The following is a 22011-nucleotide window of genomic DNA, read 5'->3' on the forward strand; positions in this document are numbered from 1 at the left end:
CACCTCCTGAATAGAATTCTCCACTAGTTTCCTTGGCATTCGGCCAGCAAACGCTTCCACTTGAATTGTAAAGCGTTGACAGGATCAAGATCAATTCCTGTCACGCTGGGAAAACTAGGCAATGACGTGAAGGTTCTGCAGGTTCACTTCGCCTTCGAGCGGCAGACCGGCGATAAAGCGCCGAATTTCTTCGACGGCGTGTCTCGCCATACGCTGCTTGCCATTGTTGACCGCGCCAGCGATATGCGGGATCAAGATGACGTTCGGCAGCTTGCGGAACGGGTGGTCCAGACTCGGCGGCTCCGGTTCGGTGACGTCGATGCATGCCGTGAAGCGCCCTTTGGCCAGTTCGGCCGCCAACTCGTATTCGTGAACGAGGCTCCCGCGTGCAGTGTTAATCAGAACCGCATCGTCTTTCATAATCGAGAACGCCTTCGCATTGAACATATGGTTCGTCTCCGGGATCGACGGAGCATGGATCGAGATGACGTCGGATACTGCCAGCAGCTCTTCGAATTCGACCTTGCGGCAGCCCAGCTCTACGGCTTCCTGGACGGACACGATCGGATCGAACAGGACGATATCGACCTCGAACTGTTGAAGCAGACGAATATAATGCCTTCCGGCTTTACCGGCGCCTACGACGCCGATCGTAATATCGAACATTTCCCGGATATGCTCCTTGCCTTCCTCCCAAGTCCCTTCCCGGGTACTTTGGGAGAGCTCCCACATCCGCTTGAGCGATGTGATCGTAAGCGCGAGCGCGGTTTCCGCTACGCCGACTCCGAGCGCATCATTGGCGCTGCTGACGCGTATGCCGCGTTCGATCAGCTCCGGGGTTACAATTCCTTTCACGGTACCGGCCGCATGAGCTACCAGCTTCAGACGTCCAGCGTCTCGCAGAACATCGGCATCAAAGGCGGGGCATCCCCAGGACGTGATCGCAAAGTCCGCTTCGCGGATCAATTCGGCAACTCGTTCCTTCGAGGGCGCGCCGGGAAGCGTATTGACGACGAGTTCTCCCATTTGACGAAGCTGGTTTAAGTATTTTTCAGTTACAATACTTTCCCAGACGTCGGCACCGGGCAACAAGGCAATTCGATTCATGCTGTTCCCGCTTTCTAATGTCTTTTTTGACTCACAACTAACTCTGAATAACTTCATGATAACGGATCAAAAACGACTTTGTCAAGAAATAAATCGCTTCCAAGTGTGATTGTAACTTATTTGTAACTCACAAAATTCGAATTAGAAGTTAGAATGTGTCTCTTATTATTCCGATTGTTTTAGTGAATGCAGACTGTCGAACGTTGTCGCCTGGCGCTTTACGCCGCTTTTGGCCCGCAAAAAAACCGGCCTGATCGAGGACCGGTTGTTTATGCTTCCTGCCGTTTTTTTCGGCGCAGCTCTTCCAGGGCTACGTCAATTTTGGCGCAAGCCGCCTGCTCGGATTCGAGTCCCGACCAGTACAGCTTCATCTCGTTGATGATCGTCACCAGCATCTCGAACGTTACGTTCAGATCGGTGTACATCCTGTAGGTCGGCACAATATCGCGGTGCATCGGATACCTGATCGGCCGGTACATCGTCTCCAGTCCCATCCACTCGGCGGCAGGCTTCAAGGCCGGGATGCTGAGCGTCCGCTGGCGGATCGACAGTTGGGCCTGGTAAGAGGTCATAAAGTCGATAAAGGTCTGGGCCGCTTCCTTCTGCTCGGACTTGGCGTTGATCCCGAGACCGATCGAGACGAGCAGCGTTTTCGGATTTTCGAAGGATGGAACCGGAGCGATGTCGTATTCGAAGTCGGCTTTCCTCAGCTCGTTCAAGCCGAAATAGGTCGTCATGATCATCGACACCTTCTGCTGCAGGAACAGCTTCTCCGCATCCGCCTCCTCGTAGAAAAACGGAAGGTTCGTCTGACTGAGCAGCGTGTCCCGGCACAACCGAAGCGCCTCCATCCAAGGCGAGCCGTACAGCCGGATCGGTTCGTCTTCGGGCGGCAGCCGCATCCCGCTCTGGAGCAGAAATACCGGCCAACGGTTGCAGGACAGCAGGAAGAAGTAAAAACCGTAACGTTCGCTGGGAACCGACAGCTTCGCCGCGGCCTGCTTCAAATCGTCCCAGGTCCAGCTGCTGTCGGGCTCATGCAGCTGACTTTCCTGAAAATGCTTCCGGTTATAGCACAATACGACCGGGGAGAACAGGAACGGCTGCACGGATTGCTGTCCTTCATGCGTAAACGCTTTGTTCAGATACGGGTAGATGTCGCCGCTGGGCCGCTGGTCTTCCAGCAAATGCAAGGCGTCATGCTCGATCATCTCGTTAAAATTCGGAATATTCACCGTGACGACATCCATAATCCCGCTCTCAAGCGATTGGCGGATACTCACATAATGTTCCAGCATCATCGGCTGAACCCGGATACGCGGATACAGCTTGTGGAATTTGGAGATCAGGGTGCCCAGATCGGCTTCTTCGATCGTCGTCTGGTGGCAGCCGAAACGAATCGTTACGGAGTTGCCGTCCGATACGCCGGCGATCCGGTTGCCAACCTTCGGAATTTTCTCGATCAGGCCTTCGGACACGAGAGCATCGAGACATTGGCGAACCGATTTGTTGCTGATGCAGTACACTTTGCCGAGCTCCCGCTCCGACGGCAAAAAATCGCCCACGTTCAGTTTGCCGGATACGATATCGTCGCGGATCGTTCGCACCATATCGTCCATCCGTTTCGAAAGTGTGGCCCGGCTAGGCCTACTCGCCATACCCACCCCATCCTTTCCAAGTTTTTACATAAATCCTAAAAAGAAAAACCCCGTCTCCATGAAGTTAGGCTTGCTGAGTACGCCTCCCATGGAATCCGGGGACTATGCCGTTGCCCTGTCGGACGTTAAGGTCAGGCGCTGCTCACTTGACGCTGGGTCATGATTTTCTCCTTCAGCCGCTGCAGGTGAAGCTGCTCCGAATCGTGCTGAAGCGGAGCCGGCTTGGCAAAATAGTAGCCTTGTCCCATCCCAACCCTATGCTTGAACAGAACGTGAGCTTCTTCCTGCCGCTCTACGCCCTCCGCTATAACTTGACAGTTAATATGCTCCGCCATGTACAGGATCGTACGCAGCATCACTTGCTTGACAGCCACCGTATCGATGTCGCGGATCAGCGAACGGTCGATCTTGATCATATCAGGAATAATCTCAGAAATCGACTGTAAACTGGAAAACCCCGTTCCCGCGTCGTCCACGGCAAACCGGAATCCGAGCGCCCGGTACTCCCGCACCAGGCCGGAGAGATGGTCGTAGTCCTGAACTTTATATCGTTCGGTAATCTCCAGCACGATCTGTCCGGGCCGGACTGCCGGATACTGTTCCAGCGTGAGCAGCAGAGCGTCCAGAAAGGCGCGCTGGCCCAGCGAGACGGCCGTAATGTTCAGAAAAACCGTTTCCTTCAGCGCTCTGCGCGTCAGTTCCTGAAACACCTTTTTGAACACAAGCTGCTCCAGCCTGGGAAGAAGTCCGGCCTGATGGGCGTACTCAAACAGATCGCCCGGGGAATGAAAAGGCGTATCGCGCGGTCCGCGCGTCAAAAACTCCCACCCGGAGACTTCGCCGTTCTCCAAATTCATAATCGGCTGCGCCAGCACGCGAATATTCTCATCGCGGGTCAGCGCGATCAGTTGCAGACGGGTGGCGCCGTAATCTTCCGGCAGACGTCCGCTTGCGGCCGAAGATGCGTATTGGTAGGCCGTCGACACAGCCGTTTCTGTATCGGGGATATCCGGGGAAAGTAACATGCAACCCGCTACCAGACGAATCCGTCCGTTCCAGGCGCCGTCCGCCGCGTACAGCGAACCGATCCGGTGCTCCAGTTCCAGCCGGAACTGCCGGGTTGTTTTAAGCAAGCTGTCTTGCTGAACCGAATCCGACAACTGGACGAACAGCAGAAACTCGTCATGCCAATGCTTCGCGCCGATCATATCCGATTCCCGGAAAAACAGCGGCAGAACGGTAATCATTGTGTGCTGGACGGCTTGCTGCAAAGTGCGGAACCACTCGGTGGATACCGTCTCCAGAATCGGTAGGGCGCCTTCAAGCTTCACGAGGATCAGCGCACACCTTTTGTTTTTGCGGCGGGCTCCGCTTACCAGCGACAATACCGGGTCCCTGACGGTGAATGACGGGGGGAAATATTTCAACAGCCGGTCGGGCAGCGGCAGACGGAGTGCGGCTTTGAGATGCTGCTTAACATTGTGCACGAAGGCCATGGGAACCCCCAAAAGGTTGATCGCAAAATACCGGTCTATGGGTACAATACTGACATATTACCACACAATTTCGGCGAAATACAGGCCGTAACCGGACCAAAAAAGGAGCCCGATCCACGGGCCCCTCCGGTTTACAATTTACACAAGCTCGGCCTGAGCCACATCGAACGCGTTCGACAAATCCCCGATCAAGTCGTCCACATGCTCGATGCCCACAGAGAAGCGGAGAAGCCGGTCGTCCACGCCGACTTGCCTGCGGATTTCTTCGGGAATGTCCGCATGGGTCTGCACGGCCGGGTATGTCATCAGCGACTCGACTCCGCCCAGACTTTCCGCGAAAGCGATCAGCCGGATATGGCGCAAAATCGGCTCGATCGTCCGGGCATCCTTCATCCGGAACGAGAAAATGCCGGTATTGCCGCTGGACTGTCTGCTTTGAACTTCATAGCCGGGATGCGACGGCAAAGCCGGGTAGTACACCTGCTCGACCATCGGATGAGCCTGCAAAAACTCGGCGATCTTCGTCGCGTTGTATTGATGACGCTCCATCCGGAGCGCCAGCGTCTTCATGCCGCGCATGAGCAGCCACGAATCCTGCGGGTTGAGCACCGCCCCGATCGAGTTATGCAGGAACGCCACTTGCTCGGACAGCTCCTTGCCCTTGGTGACGATCAGACCGGCCAGCACGTCATTGTGCCCACCCAAATATTTGGTCGCGCTGTGTACGATAATATCCGCCCCAAGCTCGATCGGCCGCTGGAAAAACGGCGTAAGCAGCGTATTGTCGACGATCGCGATATACCCTTTGGCTTTCGCCCAGCCGCACACTTTCTCCAGATCGGTAATCATCATAAGCGGATTGGTCGGGGTCTCGATCAGCACCGCCTTCGTATTCGGCCGGCTGGCGCTTTCCAGCGCATCCAGATCGTTCGTATCCACATAGGTAGCGGTCACGCCGAACCGTCCCATCACCTTCTCGATGAGCCGGTATGTACCTCCGTACAGGTCGAGCGATACGATCAGATGGTCGCCTTGGCTGAACAAGGCGAATACGGTTTGCAGCGCAGCCATCCCGCTGGAACAGGCAAAGCCGGCGTCTCCCTGCTCCAGCTCCGCGATCGCTTGCTCCAGCACGGCCCGGGTCGGGTTTTTCGAACGCGAGTAGTCAAAGCCCGTGCTTTGTCCCAGACGCGGGTGGCGGAACGCGGTCGCCTGATAAATCGGGAAGCTGACGGCACCGGTTCCAGGCTCCGACAACGAGCCGATTTGAGCCAAAACGCTTTCTATTTTCATACTCTATTATCCTCCTAGGCATAATGGGAATTATGGGCAAAAGAGAGGCGGTTCCGGGGGGGGCCCAGTTCCGTCTCGTTCGCGCCCGTCTGTTGCGGCACAGCTATATGGCAAGCCGGCGAGGCTTACTTCCTTAATTGTTCCGTTCGTTCGGTGCGTCCGCTCTCGGCTTAGGCCCGGGAAGCTATCCGTTCCTCGTCCGAATGGCGGCCTTGGAGCGCGCTCAGGTCATACGGCGTTTCCTGGTACACGTAGTAGTTGAGCCAGTTCGAGAACAGCAGGTTGGCATGAGCTCTCCAGGTGACCAGCGGTTCGCGCGTCGGATCGTCTTTCGGGAAATAGTTTCTAGGCACCTCGATCTCCAGCCCTTTGGCCACGTCGCGGTCATACTCCCATTTTAACGTACAGGAGTCGTATTCGGAATGGCCCGTTACAAAAATATGTTTGCCGTCTTTGGTCGCGACCAGATAAATGCCCGCTTCCTCCGATTCGGACAAAATATCCAGCTCCGGCACCTTCTCGATATCTTCCTTGCGCACTTCCGTATGGCGCGATTGGGGGACGAAAAACAGCTCGTCGAAGCCGCGCAGCAGCTTCACGTGTTTCGCGCTGGTCGTGTGCGGGAATACCCCGAACACCTTGTGGTCGACCGGATATTTCGGCACCCCGAAATGGTGGTACAGTCCGGCTTGCGAAGCCCAACAAATATACATGGTCGAAGTGACGTTCGTCTTGGTCCATTCCATAATTTGCTGCAGTTCGGACCAGTAGTTCACGTCTTCGAAATCAAGCTGCTCGACCGGTGCGCCGGTAATAATCATGCCGTCGAAGTAGTCGCCCTTCACGTCGTCGAACGTTTTGTAAAATGTCTCGAGATGCTCGGCGCTCGTATTTTTGGATGTATGGGTTTTCGGATGCAGCAGAACGAATTCGACCTGGAGCGGCGTGTTGCCGATCAACCGCAAAATTTGCGTTTCGGTCGTCTCCTTCGTCGGCATCAGATTGAGTATCGCTATTTTCAATGGCCGGATGTCCTGCTGAAACGCCACGCTTTCGTCCATCACGAATATGTTCTCCTCGATCAGCACTTCTTTAGCCGGCAGATGGTCAGGTATTTTGATGGGCATTCCGATCACTCCTTCATGAATAGTAAGTAACTTCCGATCGAGAGACGGGTGAACGAAGCAGCAACGGTCGATGCTTTGCGAAAGATCCGGATCGTCGCGGTAAAAGCGTAATTCCTCGCCATCCGGCTTGGCAAAGACTGCTTTCCCGCAACGATAAAAAGGCCTTTCTTCGTGATGAAGAAAGGCCACCGTTTCGCAAGTGCTCGCATGTCCTCTCTCATCTCCCAGAAACATCAAACATGTTCCCGCAAGAATTAGCACCGTGCGTCCCCGTCTGCTGACGGATCTGTCGGTTGCCGGGCTTCATAGGGCTGGTCCCTCCACCTACTCTTGATAAGAGTTTCAAAGCTATTTGGTTATGGTTACATAGTACTAATGTATCCGATCGCACGCATTTCGTCAAGACGTTCCTTGCTAATCCCCCAACCGCGGCATTAGCGGACAGCCAGGCACGGCGTAGCACCGCCTCCGATCCGGCGCCATACACTGTATAAGCTTAAAGTCGGCCAGCCTGGAGCCAGCCTTCGAAAACCGATCAGATCACGGTACTCCGGCCGGCTTGCACAAAAAGCGTCCATTCCCGCACGTTGCATCTTGTGCCTTGGACGATCATAGCGTTATACTAGACAAGGATTCCCCGACGGAATCCAATTACCGCCAAAGGGGTGAACGACGCATGGACGTGGACCGACCCGGACCGACAACGAATCAACTGAATAGCTCGAAGCGGCAGTCGGCTCTTGCGCCGATGTGTCGATTGCTTCGGTAGACGCCCGGACCGTTTCCGGACGTACCCCTGTCGCTTCCGAGCAGCTAAAGCAGTTCGTTTGCTGCGTCTTGTTGGCCATTTCTGAGAATTAACGGCCTGCATTGCCGGCAACCGTCTTTATTTGGCATGGCGTCCGCAGCGGACGCGGAAAGTGCTGCTTCTTCTGCAGCTTGCTCCCGCCCGCACCTGCGACCGATGTCTTTTTGACGTTTTCAGGCAAGCTGCATGGTGACAACCCGCAAACCGGGGAACACTGCTAATGGGGTGAGACAGATGAAGGTACGTCTGGTGCAAAACGGATTGTTTACTCAAATTGAAGATATCGCTACAGCCTTGATCCCGCCGGCTAACGGCTTTTATTGGATCGATGCCAACGTCGAGGATCTGGAAATTCTCCAGCCGCTCTTTCAACTGCATGATCTGGCCGTCGAAGACAGCTTGATCGAAGAGGAGCAGCGGCCCAAAATCGAATTGTACGACTCGCACTATTTTATCGTTATTAATAGCATCCGGTATGACGATGAGGAGATTTTTCTGCGCGCCTTGAACATCTACTTGTTCAAACATGCCATCATCACCGTCACCCGGCAAAAAATAAACGAAATCCGCTCGATCAAGCCGGTCTTGTGGGAGGAGGAAGTCAATTCGCCCGACCGATTCCTGTATCATCTGGTCGATATGGTCGTCGACAACTACTTTATCGTCGGAGACCGGATCGAAGCGAAGATCGAATCGCTTGAGGAAGATATCCTCATGCATACGAAAAAAACGCATCTTAACGAAATTATCGGACTGCGCAGCGAAATATTATGGCTCAAAAAAATGCTCGCTCCGCAAAGGGATGTCATCTGGGCGCTGAACCGCAAGGAGCTTCGCCTGATCGACGACCAACTGCAGAAATATTTCGGGGATATCCACGAAAACGCCGTAAAAATCACCGAGACGTTCGAGACATTCCGCGATCTGATGGGCAACTTGCGAGAAGCTTACCAGTCGAGCCTGTCCAACCGGGCGAACGAAATCATGCGGATTTTCACGGCGCTGACGACGATCTTTATGCCGTTAACAATTATTACCGGTATATACGGGATGAACTTCGAGTACATGCCTGAGCTGAAATCGCCTTATGCTTATTACATCGTGCTGGCAGGTATGCTGGCCGTCGGCTCGTCGATGGTTTTCATTTTCAAAAAGAAGGACTGGTTCTGAACGTCCTTCCCGCTGTCAGCAGGCAGCGAAAGCAGGAAACAAGACCGCCCGGGGCCCGTTTTGAGGACCGGACGGTTTTTTTTAATAAGTAAGCCGCTTCATTTTCATTCAGGCGGTCTGTTCGGCTGCGGCTTCCTCCTCCTTGACAGCGCCGCTCTTCGTCTTCCGGTAACGGAGCCGGAGCAGGCGAAGCCACTCGTAGGCCCGGCTGAGCGCTTCGTCATCCAGCGACTTCTCATCGTACAGACGCTTCAGCACCGGCCGCAAGTAACGGTCGCCCGAAGAATCGAACAGCTGCCATGCTTGTTCCACGACGTCCGCCGGCACGGCGGCAAGCTCGGCTTCGATCAGCGGCTCCATCTCATACCCTTCCTTATCCAGATCCTCGATCCGGGTCATCAGCTCCCTCCGGCTTAAGGAGACGAGCGGCTCCAGCTCGCTTAACGTTTTCCCTTCGGCTACGGATTGCAGCAGCGTTTGCTTCAATTCCTTCTTCGCTTGTTCCCCTTTTCTCCGCTCCTCCTGGCGCTCCTGCATCCACTGCTCCACTTCCTGAACGCCAATCGCCTCATCGACCCAGTCCAACGGGAAAGAGGTAGTGCGAGCCAATCCGGCAGTCAGCGCAAGCACGTGCTCTCCGTACATGGCCGACTTTTGTTCGCCGAAACCCGGGATGTGCTGCAGCTCCTCCGCCGTCTGCGGAAGGAACGCGCTGATCATCGCCAGCATCCGGTTGGACGCCACGATGAAGGCCGATTTCCCTTCGCTGGCCGCCTGCTTGCTCCGCCACTTGCGAAGCGACTCGTACAGTTCAGGGTCGGAGTGTCTCTCTCCGTACAGCTCCAGCTTGCGAACAAAGACCGAACGTCCGCCGTACGTCTGCTGACGCCCCTCATCAGGCTCGATCAGCGGACGGTATCCGTCGCGCCGCTTCTCCCCGATCCGTCTCCGGAACTCGCCGATCATCTCGTCCCATGCCATCCCAGTATACCAGCTTTCCTGGAACGGGATCGTCTGGTCTCCCTTCTCATGCCACCATACCCGCCACTCCCCGAACTCCTCCGCGATCGACACTTGTGCGCTTACGATGCCTTCCAGCTCCGTTACTTTCTCAAAGCTGTTCAAAAAAACGAGGTTCATCCCAGTTCCCCCTTCATTATACGGCACAACAAAAAGCACCCCTTCCACGTAAAAGTAGAAGAGGTGCTTCCTCCGGCCGTCTATTCAATTCGCTTTCATATTACCATATTCACCCTAATTTTACAAGAGTGTCATTCGGCAAATGATGGCATTTGTCTGCAAATATAGTACAATGAACGTTATTGGAAATACTGGAGGTCGCACAATGAAAAAATGGGCCGGCCGGCGATTGTCCGGTTTAACACCTGCGCAATTTATCATCGTTTGTTACTTGGCTGCGACGGTCGTCTCCACCTTGCTTCTGATGCTGCCGATCAGCTTGAAGCCGGGAGTCCGCTTATCGCCCATGGACGCTTTATTCACGGCAGCAAGCGGGATCAGCGTCACCGGGCTGACCGTAGTAAGCACAGCCGATACGTTCAGCACATTCGGCACCTTCGTCCTTATGGCCATCCTGCAGTTCGGCGGAATCGGCATCATGACGCTGGGTACATTTCTATATATCATCCTCGGCCGGAGCATTACGCTGACCCACCGGAGGCTGATCATGCTCGACCAGAACCGGTACAATCTGGCGGGGCTCGTCCAGCTTATGCAAGCGGTGCTGATGCTGGCTCTGATGTTCGAAGCGGTGGGCACGGTCATTCTGGGCATTTATTTCCGCCTGGCCGGTTATACCGAGGGCTGGGTCCATTCCTTTTACGTAGGATTGTTCCACTCCATCTCCTCGTATACGAATGCCGGCTTCGATCTGTTCGGGGATTCGATGAAATCGTTCAGCGACGACTACTTCGTACAAGCGATTACGATGCTGCTGCTCTTTCTCGGGGCGATCGGTTTCCCGGTGCTGATCGAGTTTCGGGAATATTTGATCCGGCGCAAAGGATTCCGGTTCTCGCTGTATACGAAAGTGACCGTGTCAATGTTCCTGCTCCTGATCGTCGCCGGGACGGCCGGCATCTGGATTATCGAGAGCAGCGTGTCCTTCGTCGGCATGGCCTGGCACGAGAAGCTGTTTTACTCGCTGTTTAATTCCGTTTCGACGCGAAGCGGAGGTCTCGCTACGATGGACGTGACCGAATTCGCTACCCCGACCCAGTTTCTGCTGTCCATTCTGATGTTCATCGGGGCTAGCCCTTCGAGCGTCGGGGGAGGCATTCGGACGACGACGTTCGCCGTCATCCTGCTTACGCTGTTTACGTACGCGCTCGGACGCAACGAGGTGCGGGTATTCAAGCGGTCGATCGGTCAGGATGACGTGACGAAAAGCTTCGTCGTCTTCAGCGCCGGCACGATGCTGGTCATCGGCAGTATTATGATTCTCGATGCGCTGGAGCGTCAGCATTTTTCGCTGAACAAAATTATTTTCGAAATCTGTTCCGCCTTCGGAACGTCGGGTCTGTCCACCGGGATTACGTCGGAATTGTCGAATCCGGGCAAGCTGCTGATCGCGCTGCTTATGTTTATCGGGCGGATCGGCATCCTCGTCCTGCTGTATATGTTCCGCTCCAAGAAACCGAAGGAGAAGTACCGGTATCCGAAAGAGGATCTCATTATCGGCTAATCAGGGCGTGAGCGGGAAACCGGCGTAACCCGCGCGGCAAGGCGCGGCCGTTTGTCGCAATCCAATCAAGCGGGAGTGCGCGGATTGGGCGGCAGCTTGCTAAATCAAGCGTTAGCAAAAGCCAGCAAGCGGGAGCAGGCAGCCATTCGGCAGAATCTGGCGGGACGAGCCTGGTGCGGTGCAGTTGGATATCCTGCCGCTGCCGGGGATTTTGGGGACGAGCCTTGGAGGGACAGGCCGGCTCGTCTTTTTTTGCCGGAAGGTGGGGGTTCATGTATAATCGAAGTACGACAAATACGATAACGGAGGTCCGCATGTCCGCGAACTCATTCGATTTCTTATACGACCATTCCGAGGACACCAAAACCCGGTTCGTCTGCTTCATCTCGCCTTCGATGCAGCGCTTCGATCTGGCCATTACGACAACCAGCCGATTCTACGGCAAACAGCTCATCACCGATATCCAGTCCGGCAAAACGGCGATCATCGGTCCCGACGATCTGGACGAACCCGGTTACTTGGAGCATATCTACAAGCTGTCCGAGGAGGACGCGGAAGACCTTCGCGATTTCCTCGTGGAAGTGGTCGGGATGATCAACTTTACCGATATCTAGGTTGAAGTCGCAGCAACTGGCTTAGAGGCACTAGCTCGGGAAGGAACCGGGGCCTCCTCCGGGCATGCTGGATAAAGAAGGCCGGACGGCAGAAGTGGAAACGCTGCTGCTTCCGGCCTTTTTTGCGATCCGGGCGAAGACCGAGTGTGCGGAGCGCTGGGGGCGGAGGTGCGGCCGGGCTGGCGTTGCGATACACTGACCAAGTAAATAAGAGCTTTTTGTAGCAGTTATTTTGCGTATAAACAGGAAAAATGACTAATAGGTGATGTTTGCAGCTCTTATTTGGCCGATTGGAGGCAGTTTCGAGCAATGCCCGGTCAAATAGAAGCTGCAAACCGCTTCTATTTTCCCAAAAGTCCGCCCCCAGCGAGAAATAAGAGCTCCAAACATCCACTAATTCGAGTTTGGCCGCAGACCCACCGCCCACCGCTACCGCTCTTATCCCGACAGAACGCAGCACTATCGGCCGACAGCCGGTCAACTGACAACCGACTGCCTGAGCCCGCCAGTCCCAAGCACATAAAAAACACCCTCCCGAGGCACACTGGAAGTAACCTGTGTACGAGGAGGGATTTGTTATGTCCGAAGAAGATAACAAGCCGGTAGAGAACGGATTCGTTACGGAGCGTCCGCGTCAATACCGGGATCTGGCCACTGTCGAATCGCAGCGCAACGATCTGAGCGCCGAGGAGTTTCCCGAAGGCCCGTACGGGGCCGATCTGCTGACCGAATCGCTGGGCAAAAGCTCGCCTTGGCGCAGAGACCAGCGTACGCAAAGCGCCTTCACCTACGAAAACCGCCTCCTGCACGAAGGGGTGGACCGCGGAGGCTACCCCGGCCAGCATGATACGCATGACGACCCGGCGGCGGACGAATAACCCGTCATCGGCTTGGCTGCCGACAGCCTCGAGCGGCTCCCGCATCAGCGACCAGCCGTTGACTCGATTTCGCCCGATCTGCGAAGCCGTCTACAAATCAAACTGCAACGGATCGAGACAAAATTCCAATACTCGCCCGTATGCTCCCCATTCGGAAAAAAGAACGAATACAGTTTGGCATTCCGCGCCCGCACCTTGACTCGAATAACCTCGCGTTCGAGCTTGCTCAAGTCGGGCTTTCCCTTCCACTCTACTTTGGCGGCGATGCTGTCGCCCGTAAACGGCACACACTCACTCGTCCCGGCTGTAAGCGAGCTGGATGTCCATCGTCCACGCCATCTTCGTAAAGGTTAGTTTGGACATGCCTCCATAGCCTCCTGATGGTTAGTGGGATTCCTTCAGCTTCCGAAACAAATCTTGGAAAACCCGGTCCCTGTGAATATAATGGACGTAACGGATAAAGTGCCGGGACGCGTCAAAGCTCCAGCGGCAGTCTTCGGACAACAGCGGACTGTGCACCAGATCGCTGGGCAGCCAAGTCTCGTTGATCAGAAAAGCGATGGCCGAGATATCCCAGATGACGCGGGAGTAGCCGAAGTGGTTCGGACTGCAGTGCTCGAACGTCTCGTACAGGTACTGGCCGATCGCTCCCTGATCCTTCACGTAGTCCCTTACTTCCGACAGCGTCGTTTGCAGATGGGACGCTACGCCTTTGCAGGGAACGAGCACGAGCGGGACGCCGCTGTTCAGGACGATGCGGGACGCGTGCAGGTCCTGGTGCATATTAAACTCCCGGGTGTTCGGCCAATGCAGGGCATGACCTCCGAGCCATACGACAACGATTTTACCGATAATACGAGGCTCCATCAGGATGGCGGACGCGACATTCGTGATCGCTCCGATCGCCGCAACATACAGCGGGTCGTCTTCGGAGCTCGCCATCGCCCGTGCCACCAGATCCCGGGCCGCTTCGCTGTCCACCGGAGTTTCCGGACCCGGCAAGTACGCTGTCGATCCGCGATAGATCGGGAGTCCGGACATTTCGGGGAGATGGGATGCGATCTTCAGCAGCTCCTGGTAGCTTTTCTCCATCCCGTCCCCCGGCCCTTCCGACAAAACGTTGTGGAACGGCGCTGCGTACATCGCTTCCACCTGCAGCTGATTCGGCGATTTCATCGCGTAGACGACGGCGAACTGGTCATCGATTTCGTTATACGTATCGGTGTCCAGCACCATCCTCACCTTGCGCTTCGGATGAGTCAGCCGCTGCAGCCGCTGCTCTTGAGTCAATTTCGGATAATCGATCACTGTTTTTCCTCCCTTGGTGTTGCCTATACCTTACAACCCACATCCATCTTACACCAGCGGCAGCTTCATAGTTTTTCACGATTCGGCGCATTGTTTATACGATTTGGCTATCTCGCCTGGAATCGGAAGGAGGAACGTCCTATGCTCGCACAAATGGATTTTATTTTTCACGGCATGCGGGAGGCGGACAGCTACATGCCGATCCATCGGCATCGGTGCTACGAGCTCGTCTATTATGTGTCGGGTGCAGGCTCAACGCGTCTGGGCGAGGTCGATTACCGGTACAAGCCGAACACCTATACGCTGATCCCTCCGGGTATGCCTCATGACGAGAGAAGGATCGAGGAAACCGAAGTGATCTATATCGGCTTCAGTACCGAGAGCCGGGAGCTTCCCCCGCTCCAGCAGGGATTGTTTCAGGATCACCCGGACCGCGCGCTCCTGAGTCTGCTGCACAATATGAGGGGGGAGATGCAGGAGAAGCACGTCTACTTCGCCCAGAAGCTCAATTTGCGGACAAGCGAGATCGTAATCGAACATCTCCGGTCCGTGACGACCGGCGAATTGAACCGTCCCGACGACAATCTGCTGTATGCCCGCACCTTTATGGACGAAAATTTCAATCAGAAAATAACGGTGGAGGAGCTCGCCGATATAGCTGGATACAGCTACCACCACTTCCGTCACTTGTTCAAGAAAAAGTTCGGCGTCTCGCCGGTCCATTATTTGATGAGCAAACGGCTGGAGAAGGCGCGCAGCCTGCTGCGGCATACGGAGCTGTCGATCACCTCCATCGCCATGGAGTGCGGATTCTCGAACGATGCGCAGTTCTGCACGATCTTCAAGCGGGAGATCGGCGAAACTCCCCGCACGTTCCGGCAAAACTGGTATCGGTCTACTTTGCGGAGCTTGGTATGATAGGATGCGCGGATCGGGGCGGCAGACTATGAGTAAAGAAAAAGTGCTTTACCTCGTAGGACTTATCAGTTTGTCATTTCTTCTGTATATGGTGATTAACACTTTAACATTCAAAGGAATTTCAGACGAATTGGAGCCCATTTGCATCTTTCTGTCTATAATTACCTCGCATCTGATCGTAAGTAAGTTGAATTCCAAATAAATGGAGTCGTAGTCTGGACGGAAGATTATATCGCCCTCTACGCCGGAACAACGGACCCTAACAAATTCAACCAAAAAAGCAGCTGAGCGAACCTCATCGCCCAACTGCTTTTATCCGTTCTACTCCCGAGTTTACCTAAGCATTCCCCGATAGGCCCCCGGAACCGAACCTTCGATCGGGATCGCCCCAATCGTCTTGTTGTAAAATTCGGTCGGACCCGCGCCGCCGATGATCGCATACGCGTAGCCTTCGTCATGCAGAGCGTGCATGCACGCCAGCAGCAGCGCTTTGCCTACGCCTTGTCCTCTCATCTCCGGGTCTACGCCGGTCGGGCCGAAGTAGTTTTTGCAGGTCGCTTCGTAGCAGCCAAAGCCGACGACCTTGTCGTCCTTCGTCGCGATAAAGCAGGAAACCGGCGAACGCGAGAACGCCACGTCGACTTCGCTCTCCCAATGCGCCCGGAACGTCTTCAGCACCCACGCCTTGACGATATGCTTCTCCGGGGCCAAACCGCGGCGGATAACGATTCCGGACTCGGCCAGCTGATTGATAATCGTTGTTTTCTCAGGAAGGTCGTACAATTTGACAAGCATATCCGGCATCGGTTTTATTCCTCCTGTGTGATGGAAAATAGCGATTCTGCCAACTCGTAAACGATCTTATCGTAGTGTAGCTTGGAATGAAGCCCGTTGCAAGATCATCTAGCCGATTTGCTGGGCGAGTCCTTTAAACTCCAGCTCCTCGAACTTGGCGCGCAGCCGGTGGAAATCCGGCGCCCAGAGGCACGAGTCGATCGGGCAGCTAACCGGCACGTCGCAGCGGATCGTCGCCAGATCCCGGCACAGGTGCAGCATGTCGAGCGATGCTTCGATTTTGCCCCGGATGCTGGCCGATACAGCCGCGAGATTGGCCAAAATCCCGTCAATATCGCCGTATTCCGCGAGCAGCTTCAGCGCCGTCTTCTCCCCGATCCCTTTGACGCCCGGGTAGTTGTCGCTGGTGTCGCCCGTCAAGCCTTTCAGCTCGATGATCTGCCGCGGCGTCAAGCCCCGCTCTTCGAGAAGCCCGGCCAGATCGTACACCGCATAGTTGGACGCGCCCTTCTTCATAATGACGACGTGAACCCGTTCGGAGACAACCTGCAGCAGGTCGTGATCGCCGGTCAGGACGAAAACATGCGTCTGGTCGTCCGCATAATGCTGGGCCAGCGTCCCGATGCAATCGTCCGCTTCATAACCGTGCAGGCCGACATTCGGTACGCCGAAGCTGTCCACGACTTCCTTCACGAGATCGAATTGCGGAATCAAATCTTCCGGAGGAGCCTCGCGGTTGCCTTTGTACGCCTCGTATTGTTCAGTTCGAAATGTAGTACTCCCCATATCCCAGCAGCAGACGACATGCGTCGGGCGGAACCGCTTGACGGCATCCATCAAATATTTGACGAATCCGTGCACGGCATTGGTCGGCAATCCGGCACTTGTCCGCTTAATATAACCGCTGTACGAGCTGGCATAATAGGCCCGAAACAATAACGCCATGCCGTCGACCAGCAGCACTTTACGATCGGTCATTCTCTCAACTCTCCTTGTCCCACTAGCACTCTCGCCAATTATAGCACACTGGCAGGCAGGGTAAAGGAAACATTGACTGCGCGATCTATAAAGATATGGATTTAGACATTCCCGATAGTGGGATGCCGCTGGAAAACGGTACACGCCTCAAGGTACTTCGTAGAAGCGTCGCTTCTGGGTTTGATACATCAATTCGATTTCCTTCAGCGACAGTGTCTTGCCGAAGACGAAGAAGTGGCCCAACTCGCCCCCGAAATATCCGTTATCGCCGGGGCTACGGCCGATCGAGTCCGCTTGCGAAGGCACGAGCCGCTTGTACGCACGGCTGCGGAATGAGACGGAACCGCCGTCTGACGGCGACAGCTCGACGCCGTCCACATACAGCCGGATCGCATTGCCTGCGAAGTCGAGAATGCCGACGGCATGATGCCATTCCGAATCGCGGACGTACGGGAACGATTTCGTCTGGAAACTGTCCGCGCTATCGCTTCTGCCAGCAACGCGGATGGCTGTTGCCGTCAAGGTCATTTCCGCGCCTGCGGTTGCGCCGTGAATCCGAGTGCCGAACAGCCACTTCGGGTTCGAATCGGCTACGTTTCCGTCACGGAACCAGCCGGCGATCGTAATAGCAGGGGCGCCGTTCAGCCCGGCGGACGGCTTGTAGCCAAGAGCGGCGTAGTCCATGACGCCGTCCAGTCTCACTCCGCGTTCCGGGTAGCCCGGGATACCGGCACCGCCCATCCGTTTAGCGTCATTGCCGAAGCGGGAAAGATCGGAATGCAGGCCCGTCGCCGCTCCATCCAGCGGCCAATAGCCCGCCAGTCCGTCATAGACAAGATGCCGGATTTCGCGCGGGTCGAGGGCTCTGCCGTAAATGCTCATCTCGTCAAGCGCCCCTGCGAAAAACCCGCCGCCGAACGGGCTGCTGCCGATCGTAGAAGCATATCCGGGCGTTTGCGGCGCGAAGGAGCGGCTGCCGAATACCGGTGTCTTGCCGGACAGCGGCTTCTGCTCGATTCCGTCCAGATACAGCCGGATCACATTATGCTCATAATCGATCACCCCGGCAGCGTGATGCCACTCTCCGGAGATCGAGAACGGAAAGTCCGCGTACTTATAGTCCTCGTTCGGCGTGCTCCTTCCTCCTACGCGTATCCGGTTTCCGACCATCCATACTTCGGCCCCGGCCGATGTCTGCCCGACAGGGACGCCGAGCAGCCAGTTGCCCGTCTGCCCGGGCGGGGGCAGACTGTCGTTTCGAAACCAGCCTGCGATCGTAACGGCCGGCGCCCCCTGCAAATTCGTCACCAGCGTATCGGGCAAAAGCACATGGTCATCCAGGCCGTCGAAATGAAGCCCACCGTTCCGGTAGCCATCCGTCCAAGCCGCCCCCTGAACCGTTCCGTGCGCCTCGTACGTCGAGCTGTCCGTAGCGGCCGTGCCCGTTATATCGTCGAATTTCCAATAGCCGTGCGGCAAATCCAAAGCATACCGCGCATTCTTCAGCCGATGGAACGTGATCCGGTTAGCGTTATGGTACGTGTCTGCACCGTCATAGGAGGTGCGGGCGACAAAGATAATATCGTCGCCGTCCCAGTGCCAATCCGCGTACTGAAAGCCGACCTTCGCGATCGAGTAGGGGACCGGCAGCTGCGAATCGTCACGGATCAGCAGCTTGGCGAAGTTCCAGTGAAGCAGGTCGGACGACGTATACAGCGACAGCCGGTTGCGCTGCTGAACGGCGAACGGGTAACTGTTGTCGTTGACAAGTGCGGCATACAACTGGCTCTCCGCATCGTAGCGTATGGTGAATTTGTGCATGCCGCCGGGAAAATCGATGAATCCTTCGGCAGGATCGAAGCTGATGCTGGCGTTGTCCGAGGATAGATGGATGACAGCCGCCTTATCCACGACAGGTTCGGAATTGAGACGAATCACGTTCAGAATATCTCCGTTCGGTGCCTGCACCATGTTGCCCTCCAGCCATCCGGGCCGGCTGGCCGACCAAGCTGGCGGCAGCCAGGCCGGATTGAAGGCAAGCTCGTTCGTTTTTGTCCAGCTTGCCGCATCAAGCAAGTCAGCGTGCTCGGGGGCGGAGATGACCAGCGCCTTGAAATTTTGCGGCCAAACGTAAGGCTTGTTGCTCTCGAACGCTTTATACAGGCGGCCATTCGCCCGCAGGACAGGCGTGGGGGCCGTATGGTAAGCCGAGGAGCCGGTGCTGCCGCCCGGAAACAGCAGACCGCTGCTTGCATCGTCAGCCGTCGTCCAGGACGTTCCCCTGTCGTCGCTTTTGCGGATGACGATCGATTCGAGCGGGCCGGACGTCCCGAGCAAGTAGACGCTTCCCGCGTGCGCAAACAGGCTGGCCCAGTAAATGCCGTCCAACATAACGAGATGCTCCCACGTCCGGCCGTTGTCGGTCGAACGATACACCGACGTTTTGCGATGAGGCGAATTCGGTCCGGAATAATCGTGGGAAACGAGCAAGCTGCCATCGTCCAGCCGCAGCAGACTGGGTGAGCTTAGAAAGATGCGGGTACTTGCTTTCATCTCGTTCACTTCCGACACCAGCATGTTGGCGTAATCAGCTGTTCGGTCTTTCATATCGTTTGCCTCCTTTTGATAGGGAGTGGGGTCCGTCCGGGAGACGGAGGGATTGGCTGTCAGCCTGTAGAACCATACGGTGCCACACACCAGGATCAACGCAACCAGCGCCACGAGCACGACCAGTCGAAGGCCCGGTCCCCGTTTCACGGCCTACTTAGCCCTTTCGGATGCGATTGCCTTGTTCGCCGTCTCTTCCGCCTCGCGCAGTACGGTGTTCAGGTCTTTACTGCCGAAGATGAATTGGCGCAGCGCCTCGGTGTACGCGTTGGAGGCGACCAGATCATATTTCGTAGTAATATACGGCTCGGCTACGTTATTGTAATAAAACGCCGGAATGTTTTTGCCGCGGTAGACCGCAGAGTTTTCCAGAAAATTCTGCTTGATATCCTTGCGGTCCAGTACCGTCATATTCCCGTTTCGGGTCGCTTCGGCCTGAACCTCCGGCGACAGCAGGTGTGCGATTGCCTGGAACGCTTCTTCCTTGTGCTTGCTCGTCTTCGGAATGACGAAGCCGTTGGCGAACACGCCGATGCCCGTCTTGGGCTTGTCGGCGAAAACGGGGAAGGAGGCGATATCCCAGCCGATGCCTTCTTTGTTGAATTGATCCATCGCCTGACCGATGAAGATGTCGGGTAAAATCGCGACATTACGGTCCTTCGTAAACCGGTTCAACCCATGATACAGCACGCCTGCGGCTGGCGGACGATTGTTCGGTATGCTGAAGATGGTCTGAAAGACGCTAAACATGCTGCGCCAGCCCTCATGCTGCTGGATCAGCGCCTTGCCTGTAGCCGGATCGGTGAAAGGGAGCGACAGCTGGGTTTGCAGCCGGTTGAAATAGCCCATCTGCAAGCCGTAGTAGCGGCTATCCCTCTCAACGACGGTCAGCCTCTTCGCCAGCTCGATATATTGATCCCAGGTCATGCCGTCGACCGGATAGGCCACGCCGAACTTGTCGAACAGGTCTTTGTTATAGTAGGTGGCGAATACGTTTTGCGTTCTCGGCAGACTGTACAACTCCCCGTTCTGTCCAAACTGCTTGAAAAATTGCAATATTTGCGGCGTAATCGCACCAAGCTCGAATTCGTACTTGCGGACCAGCTCGTTCAAATCGGTTGGCACATCCATATCGAGCAGGATCGGTATATTCGTAATACCATCGTCGATAATATCCGGCAACTCCTTCGCGACGATCATCTGATTGAACTGGTTGGCGTCCGTACAGTCGATCTTCTGAAGAGTAATATGCGGATATTTTCGGGAGACAGGACCGGCGAAATCCCGGGCAAAATCGTCGTCGCTTACGGCAAAGCATTTGAAATACATAGTCAAGGTGACCGGCTTTGCCGCCTCATTTGTCTGGACGGATGGATCGTTCGTCCCCTTTCCGGAACTGGAGCAGCCCGTCGCGGCCAGAATCAGCAGGGCGGCGAAGCAGGAAACGAATACGGTTTTTACAAAAGACATTATTGAGATTCTCCCCTTTACTTTTCAGTTAGCACCATCCTTGCCATGAAGAGATCACGGTGCGAATGGTCTGTTCCGCCGCACGGCAACGGAGGACAACGCTTACAGAGCACTTTGAAAACAGTTGAATTGCAGGTAACCGTTCCATATAATCGGAATAAATGGAACGTGATCTTGTAACAAGGGGGGACCGTATGTCCATTCTTACTTTACACACACAGCACATTATGGAGCCTTATGAAGACGCCCGCTTCGCCTTGCCGCCCAGATTCGGTTACTGGTCGATTCCGCATACTCACGATTTCTACGAAATTTTCTTGGTTGCAGCCGGCACCGTCACGCACGTCGTCAACAACATCAGACAGGTGCTTCCGGCGGGGACCCTGACCTTCGTCAGACCGCATGACGTTCACAGCTTCGAGAAAAACGGAAGCGGCGACATTTGCTACATGAACGTCAATTTCCGTGCGAGCACCATCATGCACGCTTTCGATTATCTCGGCTCGGGCTTCAAATCGGAGCGGTTGAATGAGTCCCCGTTGCCTCCGATGTTATCCGTGTCGCCCGAGGATATAGAGCAGACGCTCGGCTTGTACAAACGAACGGTCGCGCTGCTCACCCATTCCCCATCCACCGATACGACTCCGGTCCGAGCCTTCCTGATGGAGATGCTGCTCCGTTTCTTCTACCCGCAGATGGAGCAGACGGACATGACAGGGCCGAGATGGCTCTCTGAATTGCTGGAGGAGATGGACAACGAGAACAGTCTTGCCGAAGGACTGACGAGAATGCAGCGATTGTCCCCCGTCAGCACGGAGCATCTGTGCCGCACGATGAAAAAGCACATCGGTAAAACGCCGACGGAGTGGATCAATGAAAGACGGCTTCGGGCTGCAGCGAGTAGGCTAACGGTCAGCACGGACGAGATCGCCGCGATTTGTTTCGACATCGGCTTCAACTCCCTGAGCTACTTCTATACGTTGTTTTGCAAGCAATACGGAATGTCCCCCAATGTCTACAGAAGAAACAAGCAACAGATATGAACCGCTGAGATTGTTGTAACTGCATCTCCTCCTTTTT

At 55.4% G+C, this 22011-nt stretch carries 18 protein-coding genes and 1 riboswitch; of the genes, 7 read left to right on the top strand and 11 right to left on the bottom strand.

Going from position 1 to position 22011, the window contains the following annotated elements; translation table 11 throughout:
* Window positions 1–114: 114 nt before the first annotated feature.
* From IDH45_RS27730 to metA, 5 genes are all read right to left on the bottom strand, one after another.
* On the bottom strand, window positions 115–1107 hold the full coding sequence (locus tag IDH45_RS27730; protein WP_190931401.1) for a hydroxyacid dehydrogenase: 993 nt from the start codon (window positions 1105–1107) through the stop codon (window positions 115–117).
* Window positions 1108–1376: 269 nt separating this feature from the next.
* Window positions 1377–2765, bottom strand: coding sequence for an extracellular solute-binding protein (locus IDH45_RS27735; protein WP_190931402.1), 1389 nt, complete (start codon window positions 2763–2765; stop codon window positions 1377–1379).
* Between the two features lie 131 nt (window positions 2766–2896).
* Window positions 2897–4261, bottom strand: a complete 1365-nt coding sequence (locus IDH45_RS27740; protein ID WP_190931403.1) for an EAL domain-containing protein — start codon at window positions 4259–4261, stop codon at window positions 2897–2899.
* Window positions 4262–4399: 138 nt separating this feature from the next.
* A complete protein-coding gene (locus tag IDH45_RS27745; RefSeq protein ID WP_190931404.1) occupies window positions 4400–5554 on the bottom strand; it encodes an aminotransferase class I/II-fold pyridoxal phosphate-dependent enzyme in 1155 nt (384 codons plus the stop codon).
* Between the two features lie 170 nt (window positions 5555–5724).
* Entirely contained in the window at window positions 5725–6681 is a 957-nt protein-coding gene (gene metA / locus IDH45_RS27750; RefSeq protein ID WP_190931405.1) for a homoserine O-acetyltransferase MetA, read from the bottom strand.
* Window positions 6682–6895: 214 nt separating this feature from the next.
* Window positions 6896–7021: riboswitch (SAM riboswitch) on the bottom strand.
* Window positions 7022–7723: 702 nt separating this feature from the next.
* Here metA and corA point away from each other — a divergent pair.
* Window positions 7724–8659, top strand: a complete 936-nt coding sequence (corA, locus tag IDH45_RS27755) for a magnesium/cobalt transporter CorA (protein ID WP_190931406.1) — start codon at window positions 7724–7726, stop codon at window positions 8657–8659.
* 108 nt (window positions 8660–8767) lie between these two features.
* Here corA and IDH45_RS27760 read toward each other — a convergent pair whose 3' ends face one another.
* A complete protein-coding gene (locus IDH45_RS27760) occupies window positions 8768–9799 on the bottom strand; it encodes an HRDC domain-containing protein (protein WP_190931407.1) in 1032 nt (343 codons plus the stop codon).
* Window positions 9800–10004: 205 nt separating this feature from the next.
* On the opposite strand from IDH45_RS27760, the gene IDH45_RS27765 reads away from it, so the two are divergent.
* The 4 genes from IDH45_RS27765 (at window position 10005) to IDH45_RS27775 (ending at window position 12855) form a co-directional block, all read left to right on the top strand.
* Window positions 10005–11363: a TrkH family potassium uptake protein gene (locus IDH45_RS27765; RefSeq protein ID WP_190931408.1), complete on the top strand. Its 1359-nt coding sequence runs from the start codon at window positions 10005–10007 to the stop codon at window positions 11361–11363.
* A 314-nt stretch (window positions 11364–11677) separates the two neighbouring features.
* On the top strand, window positions 11678–11977 hold the full coding sequence (locus IDH45_RS27770; protein WP_190931409.1) for a DUF3055 domain-containing protein: 300 nt from the start codon (window positions 11678–11680) through the stop codon (window positions 11975–11977).
* A 64-nt stretch (window positions 11978–12041) separates the two neighbouring features.
* Complete coding sequence (locus IDH45_RS34810) at window positions 12042–12176, top strand: hypothetical protein (RefSeq protein WP_263364873.1); 135 nt, start codon at window positions 12042–12044, stop codon at window positions 12174–12176.
* A 379-nt stretch (window positions 12177–12555) separates the two neighbouring features.
* Window positions 12556–12855 carry a hypothetical protein gene (locus tag IDH45_RS27775; protein WP_190931410.1) on the top strand — a complete coding sequence of 100 codons (300 nt, stop codon included), beginning with the start codon at window positions 12556–12558 and terminating at the stop codon, window positions 12853–12855.
* 384 nt (window positions 12856–13239) lie between these two features.
* On the opposite strand, the gene IDH45_RS27780 is transcribed toward IDH45_RS27775, so the two are convergent.
* Entirely contained in the window at window positions 13240–14163 is a 924-nt protein-coding gene (locus IDH45_RS27780) for a nucleoside hydrolase (protein ID WP_317891304.1), read from the bottom strand.
* Between the two features lie 141 nt (window positions 14164–14304).
* On the opposite strand from IDH45_RS27780, the gene IDH45_RS27785 reads away from it, so the two are divergent.
* On the top strand, window positions 14305–15081 hold the full coding sequence (locus IDH45_RS27785) for a helix-turn-helix transcriptional regulator (protein WP_190931411.1): 777 nt from the start codon (window positions 14305–14307) through the stop codon (window positions 15079–15081).
* A gap of 333 nt (window positions 15082–15414) precedes the next feature.
* Here IDH45_RS27785 and IDH45_RS27790 read toward each other — a convergent pair whose 3' ends face one another.
* The 4 genes from IDH45_RS27790 to IDH45_RS27805 all read right to left on the bottom strand — a co-directional run bounded on the left by IDH45_RS27790 (window position 15415) and on the right by IDH45_RS27805 (window position 20931).
* A complete protein-coding gene (locus IDH45_RS27790) occupies window positions 15415–15885 on the bottom strand; it encodes a GNAT family N-acetyltransferase (protein WP_190931412.1) in 471 nt (156 codons plus the stop codon).
* Window positions 15886–15984: 99 nt separating this feature from the next.
* The gene (locus IDH45_RS27795; RefSeq protein ID WP_190931413.1) at window positions 15985–16854 is read right to left on the bottom strand and encodes a 5'-3' exonuclease; all 870 of its coding nucleotides are present in this window, start codon (window positions 16852–16854) and stop codon (window positions 15985–15987) included.
* A gap of 147 nt (window positions 16855–17001) precedes the next feature.
* Complete coding sequence (locus IDH45_RS27800; protein WP_190931414.1) at window positions 17002–19461, bottom strand: sialidase family protein; 2460 nt, start codon at window positions 19459–19461, stop codon at window positions 17002–17004.
* Window positions 19462–19614: 153 nt separating this feature from the next.
* Window positions 19615–20931, bottom strand: a complete 1317-nt coding sequence (locus tag IDH45_RS27805; RefSeq protein ID WP_190931415.1) for an ABC transporter substrate-binding protein — start codon at window positions 20929–20931, stop codon at window positions 19615–19617.
* Between the two features lie 194 nt (window positions 20932–21125).
* Between IDH45_RS27805 and IDH45_RS27810 the strand changes: the two genes are divergently transcribed.
* Window positions 21126–21974, top strand: a complete 849-nt coding sequence (locus tag IDH45_RS27810) for a helix-turn-helix domain-containing protein (protein ID WP_190931416.1) — start codon at window positions 21126–21128, stop codon at window positions 21972–21974.
* The last annotated feature ends 37 nt before the right edge of the window (window positions 21975–22011 follow it).

The organism is Paenibacillus oceani (assembly GCF_014705615.1).
Classification (GTDB): domain Bacteria; phylum Bacillota; class Bacilli; order Paenibacillales; family NBRC-103111; genus Paenibacillus_AB; species Paenibacillus_AB oceani.